Below are 20,815 nucleotides of genomic sequence, written 5' to 3' on the forward strand. Positions count from 1 at the left end.
CCCGGTTACATTCCGAACCCGGAAGCTAAGCCTTACAGCGCCGATGGTACTGCAGGGGGGACCCTGTGGGAGAGTAGGACGCCGCCGAACAAATTTTAGAAAAGGCCCACACCTTACGGTGTGGGCCTTTTCGCGTTTCAGGAGGGCTTCACCAGGCCCGTGTCGTACGCCAGAATCACCGCCTGGATTCGGTCACGGGAGCCGGTCTTCGCGAGGATGCGGCCCACGTGGGTCTTCACCGTGGACTCGGCCAGGTGGAGGCGCGTGGCTATCTCCGTGTTGGTCCAGCCCTGGCCGATCACCTTGAGGATCTCGCGTTCGCGGTCGGTGAGGGGGGTGAGGCGGGGGTCCGGGGATGACGCGTTCGGGCCGGCTGCAGGGGATTGGGACGGTAGGTGGTGGGCGTATGCGTCGAGGAGGCGGCGGGTCAGGCTGGGGGCTACGACCGCGTCGCCCGTGGCCACCGCGCGGATGCCTGAGAGGAGCTCCTCCGGCTGGGCGTCCTTGACGAGGAAGCCGGAGGCTCCGGCGCGGAGGCCGGCGTAGGCGTACTCGTCGAGGTCGAAGGTCGTGAGGATCAGGACTCGGGTGCGGTCGCCGGAGGAGGTGATGCGGCGGGTGGCCTCGATGCCGTCGAGGCCGGGCATGCGGACGTCCATCAGGACGACGTCGGGGCTCAGTTCGGCGGTCATGCGGATGGCCTCGCTGCCGTTGGCCGCTTCGCCCAGCACGGTCATGTCGTCCTGGCTCTCCAGGAGCATCCGGAAGCCGAAGCGCTGCAGGGGCTGGTCGTCGGCTATGAGGACGGTGGTCACTGCGGGGTTTCCTCCGGGAGGTGCAGGTGGACGCGCCAGCCCTGTTCTGGGTGCGGGCGTGGGCCGGCCTCAAGTGTGCCGCCGTACAGGGCGGTTCGCTCGCGCATTCCGGGGAGGCCGCGGCCGCCGGAGGGTGGGGCGGGGTGGGTGGGGCCTGTCCTGCCGGTGTCGGTCACGGTGACGGTGACGGCGCCGCTCTCCTCGTACGAGAGCTCCATGGCCGCTGTGGTGCCGGGGCCGGCGTGTTTGAGGGTGTTGGTGAGGGCTTCCTGGATGACGCGGTAGACGGTGAGTTGGCGGCCCGGGGGGAGGGTGGGGGTGCCGTGGGTGGTGGTGTGGACGGGGAGGCCTGCGGCTCGTACGCCTTCGAGGAGTTGGGCGAGGTCGGTGAGGGTCGGCTGGGGGGTCAGTTCCGGTTGGGGGGCTCGGGGGTGGTCCTCGTCGCGGAGGACGTCGAGCAGGCGGCGTAGTTCGCCGAGGGCCTGGCGGCTGGTGGTGGCGATGGCGTGCAGGGCCTGGGTGGCGCGTTCCGGGGACTTGGCGGCCGCGTACTTGCCGCCGTCGGCGAGGCCGGTGATGACGGAGAGGTTGTGGCCGATGATGTCGTGCATCTCGCGGGCGATGCGGGCGCGTTCGGCGGCGGCGGCGAGCTGGGCCTGCTGGTCGCGTTCGATCTCCAGGCGGCGAGCGCGGTCCTCGAGGGCCTCGGTGTGGTCGCGGCGGGTGCGGACGGTGATGCCGATGGCTGCCGCCACGACGACGGACATCAGGACGGGGACGATGTCCTGGTCCGGGGTGCCCTGTGGGTGGCGGGCGGCCAGCACCGACATGGGCGCGAGGATCAGGGCTGTGGCCCACCACAGGTTGCGGTGCGGGCGGCGCAGGGCGAGGTGGAAGACGACGAGGAGTTGGAGCAGGAAGGCCTGGAGGGCGATGCCTGTCCAGGCGTTGACGAGGGCGAACGGGGCGATGGCGAGGAGTACGGCCCGGGGGTGGGTGCGGCGCAGGAGGAGGGGGACGGAGAGGCCGAGGCTCAGGGTGAGGACGAGCCAGTCCGGGTTGGCGCGGTCGCGGGCCACGTTGAGCCAGCCGCCGCCGTAGTAGTCGATCAGGGCCGCCGTCACCCAGAAGCCGGTCAGGTGCAGGTCCCAGACGAGGGGGTGGCGTCGGTCGAAGGCGCGCACGTGCCGGGTGATGCGGTGGACGTGCTGGGTGAGGGGTTCCGGCGTCCGTTCTTGCGGCGCCTGCTGTTCCCGCGTCCGTTCTTCCGTCGCTCGCTCTTGCGTCACCGGTCCATCGTGCGGGGTTTTCGGCAGGTGGCACAGGGCCGTGGGCCGTATTCGCGGTGAGTGATGTCGTACCCAGGTACTACGGTTGCGGCCATGAGCACCACGAGCCCCGGGGCCTATGTCATCCGGTCGATACGAGCCGACGAGTGGGCTGCCGCGAAGGAGTTGCGGCTTGCCGCGCTGCGGGATCCGATCGCGCCGCTTGCCTTTCTGGAGACCTATGAGCAGGCCGTGGCACGGCCGGACTCCTTCTGGCAGGAGCGGGCCGCCGGTGCCTGTGTGGGGGCCGACCGGGCGCAGCAGATCATTGCCGAGGGGCCGGACGGTGTGTGGGTCGGGACGTTGACCGTGCTGGTGGAGGAGCCGGGCACGACCGACTGGGCCGGGGCCGTGGTGGAGCGGAAGCAGGGGCACGTCGTCGGTGTGTTCGTGCGGCCGGAGGAGCGGGGGAGCGGGCTGACCGACGTGCTGTTCGACGCGGGGCTGGAGTGGGCGTGGTCGCGGGGTGTGGAGCGGGTGCGGCTCATCGTGCACGAGGAGAACGGGCGGGCGCAGCGGTTCTACCGGAGGGCCGGGTTCGTGCCGAGTGGGGTGACCGTGTCGCTGGGGGAGGAGCCGGACGACGTCGAGTTGGAGTTCGTCATGGAGCGGCCATGACGAGCCGCCTGCTCGGGGGTGCCTCGTAGGTTCAGACCGGGAGTTCGTCGTGCGGCCAGCGGGAGCGGGCCTGTTCCCGGGACCGGAGCAGGGCCAGGGTCGGCATGCCCCGGTCCGCTCCGGTGGCCAGCAGCTCCGGCAGTTGGGGAAGCGGAGCCACGGCGGCGACGTCGTCCAGGACGAGCGTCAGTGGTGGGTCGAGGCGACCGGAGGATGACCGTTCGGCCATGTGCCGGCCGCGCTCGACCACGCTTGCGGCGAGGGCCGTCAGGAGTGGCATGGCGCCCGGGTTGGCTCGGGGGTCCTCGATGGATTCACCCACCACGTAAAGCGTGCCCGCTTCGTGGACGAAGGAATCCAAGGTGAGGGCATCAGTTCGGTTTGGGTTGCAGGACTCCCGGATGTTGACGGTGGAGAGCGCCGAGAGGGCTCTGGTGGTCAACTCCTGGGCCATGTCCCGGCGTTCCGGGTGGGCTGTGAGGGCGGCTTCGAGTTCGCCTGCGGCGCCGGGGGCGGCCTTCGGGTTCGTACGGAGGATGCGTACGGCGTCCTGGAGTTGGGCGCCCTGGGACCAGCGGTGGACGTGGCGGATGGTGCGGCCGTCGATGGCGGCGGCATGGAGGTAGCTGCGGAGGAGGGTTTCCGCGGTGTCGCTGACCGCTTGGTCGAGGCGGGAGGTGGGGCGGACCGGGGTCAGGAGGGCGGCGGCTCTGGCCACTGCTGTCTGCTTGTCCTCGCAGCCTGTGGCGGGGGACCAGTGGAGGCGGGACGGGGTGTCGCAGAGGTGGGTGGGGTCGTAGAGGAGGACGGGGCCCAGTTTTGCGCGGGCGTCCTTGGTGTCCTGCCAGAGGGCTGGGTTTGAGGTGACTACCAGGGTGGGGCCTTCCGCGTCCTGTACTGCTTGGGTTGCGGTTGACTGGCGGCTTTCTCTGGGGGCTACGAAGAGCCTTTCCCACCCGCCTACCCGTTCGGTGGGCCGAGCCGCTCGGAGGTCGGCTCCGGGTGCCGTCGGTTTGCTGAGATCCGGGGGCGTGGTGGCCGTCGTCTGCCAGTCGGCGTCGGAAGGTACCGTCGCCTGGGGCTGGGGCTGGGGCTGGGGCTGGGGCTGGGGCTGTCGGTCCGGCTTCGGCGCCGTTCTGGGCGCGGGAACGACGTGCGGTGCGGCCACATCGCGCGGTGCGGTGGCCTCATGCGGTATCGGCGCCGCTGTCTCCCCGCCCTCGGTCCTCCCCGCCTTCGCCTCCCGCCGTCCCGCCCTGACCGCGCGCCACCGGGCCACCGTGCCCAGTACGAACACGGCCAGGACGAGCAGGATCATCAGCTGGCCGATGAACAGGCCCCAGACCAGGCCGTAGCCGGAGAGCTGCTCGGTCGGGGTGTCCGGCCAGGCAGCCGCGATGTCCTGGGGGTGGGCGATGAGGGAGCGCATGGCCAGGGGGGTGCGGGTGAAGGTGACGCCGGAGGGCCAGGAGCCGTGGGCGAGCAGGGCGGCGAGGCCTGTGGCCGTCCAGACCAGCAGGGTCATGCCGAGGAGGAAGGCGAGTATGCCGATGAGCAGGCCGTCGGGGATGCCCCCTTGGCCGTCCCGGTGGTCCCGGTGTGCTCGGCGGTCGTCCGGTCTCACACTGCCTCCCTGCCCTGTGCCGGCCTAGGCCACCGTCGATTCGGAGTCGCCGAGGTGTTGTTCCACGAAGGCCGCCGCCCGTTCCTCCGCCTCCAGTTCGGCGGCGCGCAGGGCGTCGTCGGTCAGGTCGCGGTCGGTGGAGGACTCCGTCATCGCGCGGTCCGTGAAGACCAGGGGGCGTTCCGTCTCGGTGACCAGGTGTTTGACGACCTGGACGTTGCCGTTGACGTCCCAGACGGCGATGCCGGGGGTGAGGGACGGGATGATCTCCACGGCCCAGCGGGGCAGGCCGAGGACGCGGCCGGTCGCCCTTGCCTCGTCGGCCTTCTGGGCGTAGATCGTCCTGGTCGAGGCCATCTTCAGGATCGCGGCCGCCTCCTTCGCGGCGGCGCCGTCGACGACGTCGGAGAGGTGGTGGACGACGGCGACAAAGGAGAGGCCGAGGCGGCGGCCGAACTTCAGCAGGCGCTGGAACAGCTGCGCGACGAAGGGGCTGTTGATGATGTGCCAGGCCTCCTCGACCAGGAAGATGCGCTTCTTCCGGTCGGGGCGGATCCAGGTGTGCTCCAGCCATACGCCCACGATCGCCATCAGGATCGGCATGGCGATGGAGTTGCGGTCGATGTGGGACAAATCGAACACAATGAGCGGCGCGTCGAGGTCGATGCCGACCGTAGTGGGGCCGTCGAACATGCCGCGCAGGTCACCGTCGACCAGACGGTCCAGCACCAGCGCGACGTCCAGGCCCCAGGCGCGTACGTCGTCTATGGCGACGTTCATCGCCTCGGCCGACTCCGGCTCGGGGTGCCGTAGCTGTTCGACGATGTCGGTGAGGACGGGCTGGCGGTCGAGGATGGTCTCGTTGACGTAGGAGTGCGCGACCTTCAGGGCGAAGCCGGAGCGCTCGTCTAGGCCGTGGCCCATCGCGACCTCGATGATCGTGCGGAGCAGGGCGAGCTGGCCCGTCGTGGTGATCGCGGGGTCGAGCGGGTTGAGGCGGATGCCCATGTCGAGGGCGGCTGTCGGGTCCAGGCGGATGGGGGTTATCCCCAGCTCCTGCGCGATGAGGTTCCACTCGCCGACGCCGTCCTCGCCCTGGGCGTCCAGGACGACGACCTGGCGGTCGCGGAAGCGCAGCTGGCGCAGGACGTACGTCTTCTCCAGCGCGGACTTGCCGTTGCCGGACTCGCCGAGGACCAGCCAGTGGGGGGCGGGGAGCTGCTGGCCGTACAGCTGGAAGGGGTCGTAGATGTAGCCCTTCCCGGAGTACACCTCGCGGCCGATGATGACGCCTGAGTCGCCGAGGCCGGGGGCGGCGGTCGGGAGGTAGACCGCCTGCGCCTGGCCCGTCGACGTGCGCACCGGGAGCCGGGTCGTCTCGACCTTCCCGAAGAGGAAGGACGTGAAGGCCTCGGTGAGGACGGACAGCGGGTCCCGCATCAGGTCCTACCTCCGAATGCCGGTGGCGAAGGGGAGTGTGTTCACGAATGCCCGGTGGTGCTCGCGGTCGCACCATTCCAGCTTCAGATACGACTTTCCGGCCGACGCCCGGATGGTCCGCTTGTCGCGGGCCAGGGCCTCGGGGGAACGGGAGGAGACGGTGATGTAGCCGACCAGGTTGACGCCGGCGGCGCCGCTCGCGAGGTCTTCTCCGCGCTGGTCGAGACGGTTGTGGGCGGCGATGTCGCGCGGGTCGACGGTGCGGTTCATCTTGGCGGCGCGGCTGGCCTCCGCCTCGTCGTTGGTCTTCTCGGTGAGCATGCGTTCGATGGCGACCTCGGTGGGTTCGAGGTCCATCGTGACGGCGACCGTGCGGATGACGTCCGGGGTGTGGACGAGGAGCGGCGCCAGGAAGTTGACGCCGACCGGGGTCATCGGCCACTCCTTCACCCAGGCGGTGGCGTGGCACCAGGGGGCTCGGGTGGACGACTCCCGGGTCTTGGCCTGGAGGAACGTGGGCTCCATGGCGTCGAGTTCGGCCGGCCAGGCGTTGCGCTTGGTCATCGCCTGGATGTGGTCGATCGGGTGGTCCGGGTCGTACATGGAGTGGATGAGGGAGGCGAGGCGGCCCTGGCCGAGGGGCTGGCGGACGCGGATGTCGGCCTCCTGGAGGCGCGAGCAGATGTCGGTCAGCTCGCGGGCCATGACAACCGCGAGACCGGCGTCCCGGTCGACCTTGCCGCCGTGCGGGCGGGCCGCGCGGGCCATCGCCTGGGCCTCGGCGGCCAGTTCGCGGGTGAAGTGCATACAGGCGACGAGGTACGCGCGGTGCTGCTCGCTGCTCGTGGACACCATCGACTGGAGCTGGTCGTACGACTGCTGGAGCCAGCCCAGGGCCCGGTCGTCGCCTCGCTGGGCGACGTCCTTGGCGTGGGCGTCCGGGTCGGCGGGGAGGGTGCGGGCGAGCATCTGGAGGCGGGTGACGAATCCGTCGCCGTTGGCGACGTGCTTCAGCAGGGTGCCGAAGCGGTCGACGAGTGCTTCCTGGTCCTCGGAGTCGCGCAGGCCGACGCCGGGGCCCTCGATCTCGATGGCGGCCGTGACCGTGCGCCGGTCGGCGTGCAGGAGTACGGCGATCTCGTCGGGCCCGAAGGGCGCGGCCAGCCAGGTGATGCGGCCGATGCCGGGCGGCGGGCCGACCTCGACCTCGCGGCCGTCGAGGTGGGTGCCGGCCTCGACGGCGCCCGAGCGGTAGGCGGTGCCGCGGCGGAGGGTGCGCTTGTAGCTGCGGTTGATCTCGAACCACTTGTAGAAGGTCCGGTGCTTGTACGGCACGTAGACCGCGGCCAGCGCGACCAGCGGGAAGCCCATCAGCAGCACGATGCGCAGGGACAGGACGGGGACGAGCAGCCCGCACATCATGCCGAGGAACGCGCCCGCGATGATCAGCGCGATCTCGCCGGTCTCGCGGTTGCGGCCGACGATCGCGTTCGGCCGGGCGCGGCCGATCAGATATGAACGGCGGGGCGTGACCGCGTGGGACACGTGGGACTCGGTCGTCAACGCCCGTCACCTCCTGAACGATTGCTGTTACGTGTGTTGCTGGCGTGGGGGGTGTTCACCGGGCTGCCCGAGCGGGGTGCGGGTGCGGCGGAGGGGACAGATCCGCCGCCCCCGTTCGAGGAGCGCGAGCTGTGTGCGGCGACGCCGCCGGAGGCGGGGTTGGACGGGCGGGCGCCCGAGCCGGACTGGCCTCCTCCGCCCTGGTTGTCCGCGCGGGAGCTGTGGGTCTTGATGCCTTGGGCGACGAGGGTCGCCGGGGAACTGATCACGGCGGCGGCCTTGCCTTCGGCGCCGCGCATGATGCGGTTGTTGCGGGAGCCGGCGAGTTCGTCGCCGAAGCCGGGCACGAAGCGGTAGATCATCGCGCTCGCGAAGATGGCGAGCAGGATGATGGCCAGGCCGGAGACGACGGCCGAGAAGGCGTTCGGGCCGTCGTCGGCGGACAGGGCGCCGGCCAGGCCGAGCACTATGACGATGACCGGCTTCACGAGGATGACGGCGATCATGATGCCGGCCCAGCGGCGGACGTGGCCCCACAGGTTCTTGTCGACCAGGCCGGCGTAGACGACGGTGCCGAGGAGGGCGCCCACGTAGAGCAGGGCGGCTCGGATGACGAGCTCCAGCCAGAGGATGCCGGCGGCGAGGATGGAGACCAGGGAGACCACGATCAGCATGATCGGGCCGCCGCCGATGTCCTGGCCCTTCTCCAGGGCGCCGGAGAAGGTGCCGAAGAACGTGTCCGTCTGGTCGCCCGTCGTTTTCGCGAGGACGTCCGTGACGCCGTCGGTGGCCGATACGACGGTGTAGAGGATCAGCGGGGTGAACGCCGACGCCAGCACCGTCAGCCAGAGGAAGCCGATGGCCTCCGAGATGGCGGTGCTGAGGGGGACCCCTCGGACGGCTCGCTTGGCGACGGCCAGGAGCCAGAGGAGGAGGGTGAGGATCGTCGACGCCGCGAAGACGACCGCGTACTGCTGGAGGAACTTGGGGTTCGTGAAGTCGACGTTGGCGGTCTCCTTCACGGCCTCGCTGAGCTTGTCGACGGTCCAGGCGGCGGCTTCGGCGCAGCCCTTGGCGAGGGAGGAGAGGGGGTCGAGGGTGGCGGTGGGGTCGTCGAGGGTGGATCCGCCGCCGGTGCGGTTACTGCCGCCGTTGTCTTTTTCGCAGTAGTCCTTGGCGGGGCCGCGGATGAGGTCGCAGGGGTCGTTGCTCGACGACGGGGTGGGGGAGGGCGTCGGTGCGGCGACGGCACGGGTGGCCAGAAGCACGGCGGTGGCTTGTACGGCCGCCAGCGCCGCGGTGACCTTGAGGAAACGGCGGTTAGCGCGCATACGTGAAGCCTCCGTACTCCTCGACGGCCTTCGTCATGTCATCGGCAGTGGAGGCCCTCTGGTCCCGACCGACCGGCACAGGTCCGTCCTTCTGCTGGAAGTTGGTGACCTTCCAGTCGTTGTCGACCCACTTCAGCTGGTAGGTCGTGGTGAACCAGCTCTCCGACACCGGGTTGGTCGAGCCGTCGCCGGACAGGCCGAACAGCGAGGTGTACCAGAGTTCGACGGTGGCGTTGCTCGTGGTGAACGAGGTGACCTTGGTGCCGACTGGGATGACCCGGGAGATGAAGGTTTGGCCGGTCGGTGCGGTGCCGTCCTTGTTCAGGCCGATGCTCTTCAAGAAGCTCTCGCGGGAGTACACGCTGTCCAGTTCGGGCAGCCGACTGGCGGCGACATCGGGGGTGTAGACGGTGTCGACGATGTCGTGCCGTCTGGCCGCGTTGAACATGTCCGCCGAGCCCAGCGCTACGCCATAGTTGGCCGCCGCACTCTGAGCCCCCTGTTCGTCGTGCGCGTACCCGGTCGGAATCCCCCCGGCCTTCCCATCCACCGGCCGTGTCCCACTCGCCGCCGTAGTCGACGATTTCGGCTGGTTTTCGTCGCCCGTCGAGGAACCGGAGTCATCGCCTCCACGGTTCGCGAAGGCGATCGCGGCGATGAGGAGGACGACGACGCCGACCACGGTGACCAGGCTTCGGGAGGACGAACGGCCGCCGCGTCGGGCGCCGCCGTACACGTCACCGCCGCTTTCGGGCAGGCGGGTGCGGGTCTGGCCGGTGCCTCCGTATCCGCCGGAGGACTCCCGCTCGTCTCCGAGACTCATTCCGCGTACGCCCCCTCGACGTCGGACGGACACACGTAGGAGTACGACGGTAGCCGTGCTGGTTCCCGCATGGGCGCGGTGTGGTGACTCGACATCAGGGAAACGCAACCTCAGCCGGTGGGCACGACGGGATGGGTGGGGGACGAGGGTGGCCGGGAGTGCCCGGAGCGGACGGGCGGGACGGAGCCGTCTAGACGGCCATGCCGTACACGATGGTGAACAGCGTGCCCAGTGAGCCGATGATGAAGACGCCCGTCAGACCGGCGATGATCAGCCCCTTGCCCTGCTCCGCGCTGAAGGTGTCGCGCAGAGCGGTCGCGCCGATGCGCTGTTTGGCCGCGCCCCAGATGGCGATGCCGAGGCAGAGCAGGATGGCGACAGCCATGACGACCTGGATCATCGTCTTCGCTTCGTTCCCCAGTGCGCCGAAGGGACCCCAGTCCGGAGCGATCCCGCCGATGATGGTGTTGATGTCGCCCTTATCGGCCGCAAAGAGCATGTAAGTCACCGCCCCTGTTGGGTAGTTCCGCAGTCCCCCTGCGGTGCGCAGAGGTCAGGCCTCATTCTCGCCGACGATGGCGCTGTCGTATGTCGACTTGGCGTCATTGATGGGCGGGATTCGTACGAATACCTCGTATGGTCACTCTGTGTATCACGGCAGGTCACGCCGGGCAATGAGGCCTGAGCGGAACCTGTCGTGTGGTTGCGTCGTTAGGCCTCCTCACGCCGGATGCCGTTTCTGACGGCCGGTCGGGTGAGTTGGTGGGGGGTGGTCGTGCCGGTGTTCTGCGGGTGAGGTTATCCGGCTGTGGTGAACGGGCGTCGGTGGGGTGTGTGAGCTGACGGCCCGACAGGGGTGGGGGCTAGGTGGGGGTTTAGGGGGAAGGAGGCAGCGGGTCGACCACGAAGGTCCCCAGCCCGACTTCGCCGCGCGTCCAGCCCTGTTCCCGTACGTGACGCATGGCCTTCGCCGCCGTGGCGTTCACTACGCCGAACTCCTGGGCGACTTCCAGGGTGGACGGCACGCGACTGCCTGGCGGATACGTGCCGTCTTTGATGCGTCGGATGATCTCCGCTGCGATCTGGCGCCACAGCGGACGCGTGCGGTCAAGCTCCATGAGGTCAGCGTGGGTGACCATGGCATTCCATGCATCCGTGGTTATCCACGGTTATCTACGGGTAAGGTGGCTTCCGAAGACAGAACGGCCCCGACGGGAAGCGGCTACTTCCTCACCGGGGCCTGAGCCGACTGAACTGGAGTCGACCCATGCGCAGCCTACTGGCCGCCATCCTGAGCCTCTTCCTCCCCGGACGCGGAGCGCACCGCGCCGATCCGGTACCGGTGCCAGACGACCGCAGGTCCTGTCCGCCCCCTCTCACATGTCGTCCCGCGCCCGCGCGGCGAACCCGGCTGTGCCGGGCCGGCGTCATCGCCGCCGACGGTCAGCCACTGGTGCGGCCGTACGTCGTCGTATGGGAACGCGAGCGTGACGAGCGTGAGCGGTGGCGTCTGCGACAGCAGCGGCGTCGGGCTGCCGCTCTCGCCGCCAGGGGGCAGGACCACTTCCCGTGGGAGGCCGCCGTATGAGTAACGACGCGTGGCGTCCCCGCAGCCTTGGTGTCGACCCGGCCACCGGCAAGGAGGCGTTCGTCGTCGCGCGCGCAGGTGGCCTTCTGGAGGCGCTGGCCGACAAGCACGCCCTGGAGGCCGCAGCCGTCCTGGTGGCGGTCGTCGGGGCCGCACTGGAGGCGGGTGACGTGTCGGACGTCGAACTCGCCGCCTTCGTGTCGCCGTTGCACGCGGCGCTTGAGGAATGCGTCGGCATGATGGTCGGGGGTGCGGTGCCGTACGGAGGTGTGGTCGGCAGGGAGTGAGCCGAGTGGTGTCTGCCGGGGGCGGGGCGGGATGGTCGGGAGCTGGAGTGGGTGGCAGGACTTGCTGCTCCGGTTCGAGTCGGGCTTTCCGCACCGCCCCTCGGCGGTGGACCCGCGTCCGCGGGTCGACGGGTCAGTCGAGGCAGCCCCGCTCGAAGCGTGCTCTTTGCGCTCCGGGGCCGGTTCGTTCGGCTGTAATCACTGATTGCGCGATGTGCGCCCTGACGGCCAGCCTCATATTGCGGACTGGCCGTCAGCGTGCCGGGCTAATGACGGGTGTCATTGCGTTGCGGGGGAATCCTGTTCAGCAACGTTGCCGCGTCCGACGGTGAGGGCCCAGGTGACGGTCGAGGGGGCCGTGACTGCCACGGTGCCGGCCTTGTGGGCGGCGTTCATGGCGAGTTGGTTGTAGGTTACGGCGGGCTCTGGCGTGCTGCACTCGAGGGAAAAGTCCGTTCCCAGTGCAGGCACTGACACCTTGACAGTGCCCGTGCCACGAAGGAGAAGCTCGCGTTGCCGCGGGTTTCGTCACGCTCGCCGGCGACGACCTCACCGGTCTCGGAATCGAGCGGCGGAGGCGTGAGCGCACTGCTGTGCTGGCTGGTCGGCGGGTTCGACGTCGTGGGTGCCGGAGTCGTGACAGCATCGTGCGTGTCAGTGCTGGAGGTACAGCCCGCTGCGGCCAGGGTCACCAGCAGAAGAGCCGCTGTCCGCGAGTGGACTGTCACTTGGTTTCTCACAGTACCCAGCCGGTCCGGTGGGGCATGTAGACGGTCATGTTCTTCTTCACGCCCTTGGTGCAGTTGGCGTACACGTACTGGTTATAGCCGTAGGACTTGAGCCGGTACACGCCGTAGCGGGCGTGGGTGGTCCGCTTGGGCGGGGTGTTGACGGCGATCGTGTTGCCCAGCTTGGCCGTGAGTTCAACGGACACGTTGACGCCGAACTTGCCCTCGATCTCGGCAACTACGACCGTGCCCCCGACCTTCAGTTCGCCGCTGAAGGCGATGCCGACCTTGCCGGTCACTTCGGAGGTGAAGGTGGACCTCGCGGTGCGAGAGGTGCCGTTGTATTTGGCCTGCTCCGCGCCGACACCCTTGTGGAAGTCCTCGCTCTTACTGGTAGGCGTGTAGCGGTAGCCCGGCTCGCAGGGCCTCGCGTCCAGTGTGGCGCTCGGTTTGGACGTCGGCAGGTTGATCTCGTCGTCTCCCATGGTGGGATCCGGTACAGGCGATTCTGTCGGCGCAGAGGCCTCGCCGGTGGGAGCGCCCTCGATGAGGTCGGTTTCCTCCGGCTCCGGCGGCGGAGCGGTCTCGACGACGGTGGTGTCAGTGGCCGTCGGTGACGGCTCCTCAGCGACTGCGGTGCCGCCGGTGGTCAGTCCGGCGATGACAGTCAGGCAGGTAAGGGCCAGGACTTTTCTGGATATCCGGGCTCTGCTCATCAAGCCACCATTTCCTGGTGGATCGCCCCCCGTGGCGATCAAGTGCCAGGAACACTAGGCGTAACGGCATGCATACGACCATCACAAGCGTGATTTCCTGAGCTTGATTTGAGCAACCGGCGCGATGATGCGGTGAGCCCGGGCGGCCACTGTCGCCGGTGTCCATCGAGTCCGCCCAGTGGCCCGCGCCCACTCTCCATCCGCTTGTGGCGGGCCCGCAGAACATGCCCGTCATGAACGATCCGGAAGGCCCGAGCTGTCAGCGGGGCTTCAGGCCGTGCAGCAAGTGGTGCACCAGGCCCTCCACGCCCGCCAGTGCGGCCTCCGGCGTCAGCCAGCCGGCGGAGATGAAGGCGGCGACACCGTGCAGGGCGGCGCCGGTGACGAGGTTGAGTTCCTCCGGGTCGCCGTCGATGATCTCGCCCCGCCGCTGGGCGTCCGCCAGGACCCGTACGAGGCTTCCCACCGTCGCCTCGACCGCCGCGGCCATCTGCTCGGAGGCGTCCGGCTCGTGCTTGCGGGCGTACATCAGCTCCAGCAGCGCGGCGTTGTCGATGGCGAAACCGAGGTAGGCCCGGGCGAGGGCGGTGAGGCGCGGCTCCAGGGGGAGCGCGGGGTTCTCGGCGGCGTCCAGGGTCTGCGCCAGCCGCTCGTACCCGGCCAGGGCCAGGGCGTTGAGCAGGGCCTGCTTGTCCTTGAAGTGCCGGCCGGGGGCGGCGTGGCTGACGCCGACCTCGCGGGCCAGTTCGCGCAGTGAGAGGGCGGCCGCGCCCTTGTCACGCAGGGTGCGTTCCGCTGCGGCGAGCAGGGCGGCGCGCAGGTCTCCGTGGTGGTAGGGGCGGGTCTCGGGCATGGGCTCATCGTAGCCTGATGTTGGCGGTGCCATCTTTGTTGGCGCCGCCATCATTGTTGTCATTGACAGCATTGTTGGCGGCGCCTACATTCGAGGAATGACTGCGGTGCGGATCAGGCCGCAGGGTCGAATGAGGAGATGACGAGATGGCCAAACAGACATGGGACGCCACGAGCCTCCCCGACCTCGCCGGCTGTACCGCCGTCGTCACCGGCGCCAACAGCGGGATCGGCCTCCGGGCGGCTGACGCGCTGGCCCGCGCGGGTGCGCACGTCGTGTTCGCCGTACGGGATCCGGAGCGCGGGCGGGCGGCGGCCGCGACGGTGAACGGCAGTACGGAGGTGCGGCGCCTGGATCTGGCGGATCTGTCGTCCGTGCGGGAGTTCGCGGACGGGTGGCAGGGGCGGCCGCTGGAGCTGCTGATCAACAACGCCGGCGTGATGATGGTGCCGGAGCAGCGGACGGCGGACGGCTTCGAGATGCAGTTCGGCACGAACCACCTGGGCCACTTCGCGCTGACGAACCTGCTCCTGCCGTATGTCACCGACCGGGTCGTGACGCTGTCGTCCGGTGCGCACCGGTGGTTCGGCGCGCGGATCCGGTTCGAGGACCTGAACTGGGCGTCCGGCTACGACCCGAACCGCGCGTACGCCCAGTCCAAGCTGGCGAACCTGTTGTTCACGCTGGAACTCCAGCGCCGTCTGACGGCGTCCGGCTCCCCGGTCCGCGCGCTGGCCGCGCACCCCGGCTATGCCGCCACCAACCTGCAGAGCCATGCGGGGAGCGCGGTGATGCGCGGGTTCATGAAGATCGGCAACCGGTTCTTCGCCCAGGACGACCGGGCGGGTGCGCTGCCGACGCTGTACGCCGCGACACAGGACCTGCCCGGCGCGAGCTACGTCGGACCCGACGGTTTGGGCGAGATGCGGGGTGCGCCGACGCTGGTGGGACGGTCCGTGGCGGCGAGCGATGCGGGGGTGGCGCGGCGGTTGTGGACGGTTTCGGAGGAACTGACGGGGGTGAGCTGGCCGTTGGGGAAGGGTGAGGTCGGGGCCGCTGAGGTCGGGGGCGGGAGTGGTGTCGACCCGGTGGGGGTCGAGCGGTAGGGCGAGGCTGGTTGGCGTACGCCGTACGGCGGGCCGGTCAGGTCGCGGGCCGGTCAGGTCGCGGGCGGGCCAGGTCAGGGGTCGGCCGGTCAGGGATCTGGCGGGTCGGGTCGGCCGCCGGTCAGGGTTTGGGCCGGTCAGGACTCCGGCTGGGTCACCGTGAGGGCCCAGCGGATGTTGTCCGCCGACGTGTCGACGCCGATCACGAAGGACCCGGGGCGGACCACGCCGGGGTCCATGGTCACGGAGCCCACCCCGGCCTCGTCGGCCGGGCAGTCGACCGAGAACGCGGCGATCTGCGACTCCTGCGACATCGTCACCCTTACGTCGCCGCCGCCCTCGCACGCCACGGTGAGCACCGTCGGCAGCCGGTCCCATGCGCCACCGGACGCGACACCTCCGTCTCCGGTGTGCTCCTGCACCCACACCAGACCCTCCGGGCCGGGGTGGGGCAGCAGGACGTCGGTCGACGCGGTGGCGGGCGCCGCCCCCAGGCCGGTCAGTCCGCAGGCCGCAAGCGCCGTCGTGGCCAGGACGCGGCTGGTTCGTCTCACGTTCGTTCCCCCTGAAGTCGCGGTGCGGATAGGTCAGTTGAGACAGCTGAGGTAGCTGGGTCAGCTGAGTGGGCGGGGCACAGTTTGCCGTTGCGGGCCGGGCTGCGCCTGAGTATGCGTACTCAGGTGGGTGGGTGGGTGGGTGGTCGTGGCCGGGGGTGGTTGGTCGGTGGGGATGGCGGCGAACGCGTCGTCGATGCCGATCCTGCTCGGGGTGGTCGCCCACCCGGATGACGAGGCCCTGTGTCTCGGGCGGGGTGCTCGCCCGGCACGCGGGCGCGGGTGCGCGTACCGCCGTGGTGACGGGGACCGGGGCCCCGGGCACCGTGGTGACGACGACCGGGGCCCCGGGCACGCGGCGCGGTGCCGAACTCGCCGTGGCGCTGCGGATCCTCGGGGCCGGCGCACCGGACTCACGATGCCTACGGCGGCGTCACGGGCACCCCGACCCATCGCACCGAGGTGGAGCGTGGGGCGGCACCGGGGCTGCTCGCCGGGTCTCCGCTGTGCCGCCCCAGACGGAACTGGCTGTCTGGGGCCGGACGGGACTGACCCTCTGCGGCCGGGCGGTTGGGCTTACGGGTGATTGTCAGTGGGGTGCCCTATGGTGAAAAACGCGTCGGGACAGCCTGAGTTGTTTTTGGTTGACGGGGCGCGATCGGCGATGAAACGGTGAAACGGCGTCATCAACGAGGCGTTTCACACCAACTCCCCGCTGACCACGGGGAGAACACGAGGGGAACACATGCTTCACAACACTTCTGTCAAGACGGCGCTGTGTGGCGCTGCCGCCATTTCGGCACTGGTAATGCCGGCCGCGGGTTCCGCTTCCGCGGCCTCTCCGGCTTCTCCGGCGTCGTCCTCGGAATCCGCGGCCTCCACGAAGGCCGCCTCCGTACGGGCCGACAGCTTTGACGCCAAGTGCAGGAGCCACAGCCGGAACTACGTTCTGAAGAAGTACTTCCGCGGGCCCAAGGTCTTCACCCTGCGCTGCGGCACCAGCACGTGGGGCTGGAAGCACATCAAGGCGCGGCACGGCTGGAACAGCACGATGGACCGGAAGATCGACGCCGCCATATGGTCCGGGGACCCCAACGGCCGCGGTGGTTACTCCACCTACGCCAACCAGTGCCCGCGGGTCGAGAAGTTCCGCACCATCATTGGTACCCCGGCGGGGACCAACGACCTGCTGACGGCCTACAAGGTGGACCAGAGGGCCGCCGCGGGCGCTGTTCGCTGCTGAGTCGCGGGATCGGTCCGGACCGGGATCGGTCCGGACCGGGATCGGGGCGTGGGTCGAGGTGGAAGGGTGATGAGTACCCGTGGAGGAACAGACACCGGCTGAGCAGGTCCTCAGTCGCTCGTACGTCACTGCGGACGGAATTCGTTTCGACGTGAACAAAATGTCGGTCGAGCACCGTCCGGACCGCAGCGCGATATTCACGTACTGGCTGACTGTGGGCCGTCAGGGCCACCCGGATGAGCATTGGGTGGTCAATCTGCCCTGGGAGGACAAATCCTGGGCGGACGTACTCACCTCGCCCGCGCCCCCTCCCGACCGAATGCGGCAGCTCGTGCATCTCGTCCATGCCCATTTGGAAGAGTGGTGGGACACGAAGGGTCACAATCGGCAGTCGGCGAAGATGGGCCGACGGCTGACCTGACTCTCTCTTCTCTCCATCCCGGCGGTCTGACTCTTTTCTCACCTTCATGCGGAACGGTGGGGTCCGATGAAACGCACCTCACGTTCCGCCTTCCACGCCTTCGCCGTTCTGTTCGCCGTCGCCTCCGTCACCTCGGCCTCCGGGGCGGCGGCCGACGACGGGTCGGGGCCCTTCGGCGTCACCGCCGTCGCCGCGGCCACCGTGCCGACGGCTCGGGTCGGGGCCCTGTTCGCGGGCGGCCGGCGCTTCTGCACGGCCTCCGTCGTGCACAGCCCGCGGCACGACCTCGTCATCACCGCGGCGCACTGCCTGGACCGGACCGGGGACGCGGAGGTCGACTTCGCGCCCGGGTACCGGGACGGGAAGGCGCCGTACGGGGTGTGGAGGCTCGGGCGGCGGTTTCTGCCGCAGGCGTGGGTGCACGGGCGGGACGAGGACAGTGACGTGGCGTTCGCGGTGGTGGCTGCGGGCCGGGGTGGGCGTGGGCAAGGGGGGCGGGTCGAGGACGTCGTCGGTGGCAATCGGTTCGTCGCGGGGATGGCCACCGGGGCGACGGCGGTGACCGTGACCGGGTACCCCAACGCCCGTCCGGCACCGATCGTTTGCACCGACAAGCCGACTCCGCACGGTCGCCGCCAGCAGCGCGTGGAGTGCCCCGGCTTCAGCGGCGGAACCAGCGGGAGCCCGTGGATCAACGGGGACGGGGCGGTCGTGGGTGTGCTCGGCGGGCACGACGGGGGTGGGGCCACGGCGGACGTGTCGTTCAGCGTGGTGTTCGGGGTGGAGGCGGCGGGGTTGTACCGGGAGGCGGGACGGGCCTCGCCCCGCTGAACTGATCTCTGTGGCAAGGTCGGTTCCGTGGACGCACTGAAGGATCGGGACCCGGCACACATAGGTGCCTACACGCTGCTCGCTCGGCTCGGGGCGGGTGGCATGGGGCAGGTCTATCTCGCCCGGTCGCCGGGTGGACGGCTGGTCGCGATCAAGGTGATCCGGGACGAGATCACGGACCATCCGGAGGCGTTGGCGCGGTTTCGGCGTGAGGTCGAGACGGTGCGGGCGGTGCGTAGTGCGTATACGGCCAACCTGATCGACGCTTCGCTGGAGTCGGCGCCGTACTGGCTGGCCACCGAGTATGTCTCTGGGCCTACTTTGAGTCGGGCGGTGGGGGAGCGGGGGGCGTTTCCGGCCGACAGTGCCCGGCGGCTGTTCGCGGCTCTGGCGGAGGCGCTGGCGAGCGTGCATGGCTACGGAGTGACGCACCGGGACCTCAAACCGCAGAACGTGATCCTTTCTCCGCAGGGGCCGCTGCTCATCGACTTCGGGATCGCCCGCGGTGCGGCCGACACCGCTCTGACGCAGACCGGCCTTGCTCCGGGTACGCCTGGGTACACCGCCCCCGAGGTGCTGATCAGCAATCAGGTGGGCGCGGCGGCGGATGTGTTCGCACTCGGCGCGACCCTCGCATATGCCGTGACCGGTCGGCCACCGTTCGGCTCCGGGCCCACGCACGCCGTGTCGTATCGCGTCGTGCACGAGGACATCGACGTCGAGGGCGTCGTTCCCGAACTGGCCGCGCTGATAAGGGAGTGCGTGGCGAAGGACCCTGTGCGGCGGCCTGGGCTCGACGCCGTCGTCGCGCGCTGCGCGGTGTCCTCCGCGCTGGCCGAGGACCCGTTCTACAGGCGGCTCAGCGGCGATGCCGAGGCCGTGCCCCAGGACCTCGGGGCGGCGGTTGTGGCCGGGCTGGTGCCGCCGGGGCACGGGACGCCGACCCCGCCGACGTATCCGCCGACCGCGGGGCCCGGCTATGTGCCGACGGCCGTCCCGGCGTACGTACCGACGCTCGCGCCGTCGACGCCGACAGCCGTACCGGAGAGGGGCCGGTCGCGTCGTACACCCTGGATCGTGGCCCTCGCCGTCGCGGTCGTGGTGGGGACGGCGTCCGCTGTGACCCTGCGGATGCTGGATGGGCAGGGAGAGAAGGGCGGCGGGTCGCGGGCGCAGGGCGACGGGGCGTCGTCGGCTACGTCGTCACCGTCCGGGAGCAACACGTCCGCGTCGACGAAAGTCCCGGACCATATCGTGAACAACAAGAGATCCGTCGCCAACTGGACCCTCTCCGACGACCCGTACGAGGCGCAGTCGGGGCGCGGCGAGTGCAGACAGGTCGGTGCGGTCAGCGCGCCGATGGAGCTTCAGTACAGCGTGGTCGACGCCGATGACGTCGACGGCGGGAATGTCCGGCAGCGGGCGAAGATCTCCTTCCGCTTCAAGTACGCGGACGCGCAGACCAAGGAGCCCGATCCCTACTACGTCTCGGTCGGTGTGAAGTCGCCGCACGACATCGATCCGGACACGGGCATGCCGAACAAGTCCCCGAACCTGGGCGTCGGCTACACCAGCAGGCCGCAGGACATCTTCAAGCACTGGAAGGACGGCGGGTTCGTCGATCTGGTGTACCCCGACGACTTCCAGGAGCACTCGGCGGACGGCGACACCTACGAGGCCATTCCCGTCACCAACGACCCGGGTGACTGGACGGTCGTCTTCTACCACGTCAACGGCAGTCCGACGGATTACGAGAGCATCGGTTGCCATGGCTTCCACGTGGGAAGCTCCTAAACTGGCGCGAGCGGACTCCTGTCAGGCGAGGGGCGGTTGACGGTGCGTAAGGCATGGATCGTGGCGGGTGCCGCTGTCGCGGCGGGGCTCAGCTTCGTGATGCTGCTCGTCGTCGGGGTCTATGTCGTCGCCGGGAACCTCGCGGGCGGTGCGGGCGGAGCGTCCAGGTCGCTGGCCAAGGGGGCCGTGCCGGCCGCCTACTCGGCGCTCGTGCAGAAGTGGGGGAATCTGTGTCCCGCCATCAACCCCGCCCTGCTCGCCGCCCAGCTGTACCAGGAGAGCGGGTTCAACCCGAAGGCCCAGAGCCCGGCGGCGGCGCAGGGGATCGCGCAGTTCATCCCGGGGACGTGGGCCACGCACGGGCTGGACGGCGACGGGGACGGCGACCGCGACGTATGGGACCCGAAGGACGCGATTCCGTCGGCCGCGTCGTACGACTGCAAGCTCGCCTCCTATGTGAAGGACGTACCCGGCGACGCGACGAGGAACATGCTCGCGTCCTACAACGCCGGGGCGTACGCGGTCATCAAGTACGGGGGCGTGCCGCCGTACAAGGAGACCCAGAACTACGTGAAGACCATCACGACCCTGGAGCAGAGCTTCGCCGCGCCGGTCAGCCGCGTCGACCCCTCCAAACAAGCCGCCGCCGCCATCTACTACGCCCAGAAGAAGCTGGGGACGCCCTACCTCTGGGGTGGGGAGGGCAGTGCTGCGGACGGGGGACGGTTCGACTGTTCGGGGTTGACTCAGGCCGCGTACGAGACGGTGGGGATCTCGTTGCCGCGGGTGGCGAACGATCAGTACAACGCGGGGCCGCATCCGGACAGGGACGAGTTGTTGCCGGGGGATCTGGTGTTCTTCTCGGACGACCTCACCAACTCCCGGGCGATCCGGCATGTCGGGATTTATGTGGGTGGCGGGTACATGATCGACGCGCCGAGAACGGGTGCTGTGATCCGGTTCGACCCGATCGACACCCCGGACTACTTCGGCGCCACCCGGGTGACCGAAGATGGCGCGAAAGCGCTGCCCACGACGGTGTAGACGGAGCGTGAACCCACCCCCTGAACTGCGGTGATGGGTCTCTCTTCGATAACGTCTGCGTGATCATTCAGTGGAGTGTGGAACGTATCAACAGGGGCCGTGCGTTCC

Annotated in this window: 21 protein-coding genes and 1 rRNA gene; 10 read left to right on the forward strand and 12 right to left on the reverse strand. The window is 69.4% G+C overall.

What is annotated here, in order from left to right:
- Positions 1-90: ribosomal RNA gene (rrf, locus tag ACFZBP_RS21240) — 5S ribosomal RNA — on the forward strand; the annotation flags it as partial.
- A 47-nt stretch (positions 91-137) separates the two neighbouring features.
- Here the strand turns inward: rrf and ACFZBP_RS21245 are convergent.
- On the reverse strand, positions 138-815 hold the full coding sequence (locus ACFZBP_RS21245) for a response regulator (RefSeq protein ID WP_391415151.1): 678 nt from the start codon (positions 813-815) through the stop codon (positions 138-140).
- A complete protein-coding gene (locus ACFZBP_RS21250) occupies positions 812-2,104 on the reverse strand; it encodes a histidine kinase (RefSeq protein ID WP_391415153.1) in 1,293 nt (430 codons plus the stop codon). Before ACFZBP_RS21250 ends, ACFZBP_RS21245 begins: the two co-directional genes overlap by 4 nt.
- A 93-nt stretch (positions 2,105-2,197) precedes the next feature.
- Between ACFZBP_RS21250 and ACFZBP_RS21255 the strand changes: the two genes are divergently transcribed.
- Complete coding sequence (locus tag ACFZBP_RS21255; RefSeq protein ID WP_383457203.1) at positions 2,198-2,761, forward strand: GNAT family N-acetyltransferase; 564 nt, start codon at positions 2,198-2,200, stop codon at positions 2,759-2,761.
- A gap of 31 nt (positions 2,762-2,792) precedes the next feature.
- Here the strand turns inward: ACFZBP_RS21255 and ACFZBP_RS21260 are convergent, their stop codons facing one another.
- From ACFZBP_RS21260 to ACFZBP_RS21290, 7 genes are all read right to left on the reverse strand, one after another.
- Positions 2,793-4,385 (reverse strand): TraM recognition domain-containing protein, encoded by a 1,593-nt coding sequence (locus ACFZBP_RS21260; protein WP_391415156.1) that lies wholly within the window; start codon positions 4,383-4,385, stop codon positions 2,793-2,795.
- Between the two features lie 24 nt (positions 4,386-4,409).
- Complete coding sequence (locus ACFZBP_RS21265) at positions 4,410-5,825, reverse strand: ATP-binding protein (RefSeq protein ID WP_383457210.1); 1,416 nt, start codon at positions 5,823-5,825, stop codon at positions 4,410-4,412.
- 6 nt (positions 5,826-5,831) lie between these two features.
- Complete coding sequence (locus tag ACFZBP_RS21270; RefSeq protein ID WP_383457213.1) at positions 5,832-7,388, reverse strand: SCO6880 family protein; 1,557 nt, start codon at positions 7,386-7,388, stop codon at positions 5,832-5,834.
- On the reverse strand, positions 7,385-8,719 hold the full coding sequence (locus tag ACFZBP_RS21275; RefSeq protein WP_391415159.1) for a hypothetical protein: 1,335 nt from the start codon (positions 8,717-8,719) through the stop codon (positions 7,385-7,387). Before ACFZBP_RS21275 ends, ACFZBP_RS21270 begins: the two co-directional genes overlap by 4 nt.
- Positions 8,709-9,542 carry a hypothetical protein gene (locus tag ACFZBP_RS21280; protein ID WP_391415162.1) on the reverse strand — a complete coding sequence of 278 codons (834 nt, stop codon included), beginning with the start codon at positions 9,540-9,542 and terminating at the stop codon, positions 8,709-8,711. Before ACFZBP_RS21280 ends, ACFZBP_RS21275 begins: the two co-directional genes overlap by 11 nt.
- A gap of 190 nt (positions 9,543-9,732) precedes the next feature.
- Entirely contained in the window at positions 9,733-10,041 is a 309-nt protein-coding gene (locus tag ACFZBP_RS21285) for a hypothetical protein (protein ID WP_062723864.1), read from the reverse strand.
- Positions 10,042-10,417: 376 nt separating this feature from the next.
- The gene (locus tag ACFZBP_RS21290) at positions 10,418-10,660 is read right to left on the reverse strand and encodes a GntR family transcriptional regulator (RefSeq protein ID WP_391415165.1); all 243 of its coding nucleotides are present in this window, start codon (positions 10,658-10,660) and stop codon (positions 10,418-10,420) included.
- 149 nt (positions 10,661-10,809) lie between these two features.
- On the opposite strand from ACFZBP_RS21290, the gene ACFZBP_RS21295 reads away from it, so the two are divergent.
- Complete coding sequence (locus tag ACFZBP_RS21295; RefSeq protein WP_391415167.1) at positions 10,810-11,130, forward strand: hypothetical protein; 321 nt, start codon at positions 10,810-10,812, stop codon at positions 11,128-11,130.
- Entirely contained in the window at positions 11,127-11,417 is a 291-nt protein-coding gene (locus tag ACFZBP_RS21300) for a hypothetical protein (protein ID WP_391415169.1), read from the forward strand. Before ACFZBP_RS21295 ends, ACFZBP_RS21300 begins: the two co-directional genes overlap by 4 nt.
- Before the next feature lie 736 nt (positions 11,418-12,153).
- Here the strand turns inward: ACFZBP_RS21300 and ACFZBP_RS21305 are convergent.
- Together ACFZBP_RS21305 and ACFZBP_RS21310 are read right to left on the reverse strand one after the other, a co-directional pair.
- A complete protein-coding gene (locus tag ACFZBP_RS21305; RefSeq protein WP_391415172.1) occupies positions 12,154-12,861 on the reverse strand; it encodes a hypothetical protein in 708 nt (235 codons plus the stop codon).
- Between the two features lie 259 nt (positions 12,862-13,120).
- Complete coding sequence (locus tag ACFZBP_RS21310) at positions 13,121-13,714, reverse strand: WHG domain-containing protein (RefSeq protein ID WP_391415174.1); 594 nt, start codon at positions 13,712-13,714, stop codon at positions 13,121-13,123.
- A gap of 146 nt (positions 13,715-13,860) precedes the next feature.
- On the opposite strand from ACFZBP_RS21310, the gene ACFZBP_RS21315 reads away from it, so the two are divergent.
- Positions 13,861-14,820 carry an oxidoreductase gene (locus ACFZBP_RS21315; protein ID WP_391415176.1) on the forward strand — a complete coding sequence of 320 codons (960 nt, stop codon included), beginning with the start codon at positions 13,861-13,863 and terminating at the stop codon, positions 14,818-14,820.
- 137 nt (positions 14,821-14,957) lie between these two features.
- Here ACFZBP_RS21315 and ACFZBP_RS21320 read toward each other — a convergent pair whose 3' ends face one another.
- A complete protein-coding gene (locus ACFZBP_RS21320) occupies positions 14,958-15,374 on the reverse strand; it encodes a hypothetical protein (RefSeq protein WP_391415178.1) in 417 nt (138 codons plus the stop codon).
- A gap of 808 nt (positions 15,375-16,182) precedes the next feature.
- On the opposite strand from ACFZBP_RS21320, the gene ACFZBP_RS21325 reads away from it, so the two are divergent.
- From ACFZBP_RS21325 to ACFZBP_RS21345, 5 genes are all read left to right on the forward strand, one after another.
- On the forward strand, positions 16,183-16,617 hold the full coding sequence (locus ACFZBP_RS21325; RefSeq protein ID WP_383457245.1) for a hypothetical protein: 435 nt from the start codon (positions 16,183-16,185) through the stop codon (positions 16,615-16,617).
- Positions 16,618-16,696: 79 nt separating this feature from the next.
- The gene (locus ACFZBP_RS21330; RefSeq protein ID WP_391415181.1) at positions 16,697-17,038 is read left to right on the forward strand and encodes a hypothetical protein; all 342 of its coding nucleotides are present in this window, start codon (positions 16,697-16,699) and stop codon (positions 17,036-17,038) included.
- A 66-nt stretch (positions 17,039-17,104) separates the two neighbouring features.
- A complete protein-coding gene (locus ACFZBP_RS21335) occupies positions 17,105-17,869 on the forward strand; it encodes a trypsin-like peptidase domain-containing protein (RefSeq protein WP_391415183.1) in 765 nt (254 codons plus the stop codon).
- Between the two features lie 27 nt (positions 17,870-17,896).
- Positions 17,897-19,663 (forward strand): protein kinase, encoded by a 1,767-nt coding sequence (locus ACFZBP_RS21340; RefSeq protein WP_391415185.1) that lies wholly within the window; start codon positions 17,897-17,899, stop codon positions 19,661-19,663.
- Positions 19,664-19,699: 36 nt separating this feature from the next.
- A complete protein-coding gene (locus tag ACFZBP_RS21345; protein WP_383457254.1) occupies positions 19,700-20,707 on the forward strand; it encodes an NlpC/P60 family protein in 1,008 nt (335 codons plus the stop codon).
- Positions 20,708-20,815: the final 108 nt, after the last annotated feature.

Origin of the sequence: Streptomyces sp. NPDC008086, from assembly GCF_042957325.1 — a bacterium.
Lineage (GTDB): Bacteria > Actinomycetota > Actinomycetes > Streptomycetales > Streptomycetaceae > Streptomyces.

Excerpts from the sequence above, each read along its gene's own strand:
- ACFZBP_RS21325 (WP_383457245.1), top strand. The coding sequence starts at position 16,183 with ATGCCGGCCGCGGGTTCCGCTTCCGCGGCCTCTCCGGCTTCTCCGGCG.
- ACFZBP_RS21265 (WP_383457210.1), bottom strand. The coding sequence starts at position 5,825 with ATGCGGGACCCGCTGTCCGTCCTCACCGAGGCCTTCACGTCCTTCCTC.
- ACFZBP_RS21290 (WP_391415165.1), bottom strand. The coding sequence starts at position 10,660 with ATGGAGCTTGACCGCACGCGTCCGCTGTGGCGCCAGATCGCAGCGGAG.
- ACFZBP_RS21315 (WP_391415176.1), top strand. The coding sequence starts at position 13,861 with ATGGCCAAACAGACATGGGACGCCACGAGCCTCCCCGACCTCGCCGGC.
- ACFZBP_RS21295 (WP_391415167.1), top strand. The coding sequence starts at position 10,810 with ATGCGCAGCCTACTGGCCGCCATCCTGAGCCTCTTCCTCCCCGGACGC.
- ACFZBP_RS21280 (WP_391415162.1), bottom strand. The coding sequence starts at position 9,542 with ATGAGTCTCGGAGACGAGCGGGAGTCCTCCGGCGGATACGGAGGCACC.
- ACFZBP_RS21255 (WP_383457203.1), top strand. The coding sequence starts at position 2,198 with ATGAGCACCACGAGCCCCGGGGCCTATGTCATCCGGTCGATACGAGCC.
- ACFZBP_RS21335 (WP_391415183.1), top strand. The coding sequence starts at position 17,105 with ATGAAACGCACCTCACGTTCCGCCTTCCACGCCTTCGCCGTTCTGTTC.
- ACFZBP_RS21305 (WP_391415172.1), bottom strand. The coding sequence starts at position 12,861 with ATGAGCAGAGCCCGGATATCCAGAAAAGTCCTGGCCCTTACCTGCCTG.
- ACFZBP_RS21275 (WP_391415159.1), bottom strand. The coding sequence starts at position 8,719 with ATGCGCGCTAACCGCCGTTTCCTCAAGGTCACCGCGGCGCTGGCGGCC.
- ACFZBP_RS21300 (WP_391415169.1), top strand. The coding sequence starts at position 11,127 with ATGAGTAACGACGCGTGGCGTCCCCGCAGCCTTGGTGTCGACCCGGCC.
- ACFZBP_RS21310 (WP_391415174.1), bottom strand. The coding sequence starts at position 13,714 with ATGCCCGAGACCCGCCCCTACCACCACGGAGACCTGCGCGCCGCCCTG.
- ACFZBP_RS21285 (WP_062723864.1), bottom strand. The coding sequence starts at position 10,041 with ATGCTCTTTGCGGCCGATAAGGGCGACATCAACACCATCATCGGCGGG.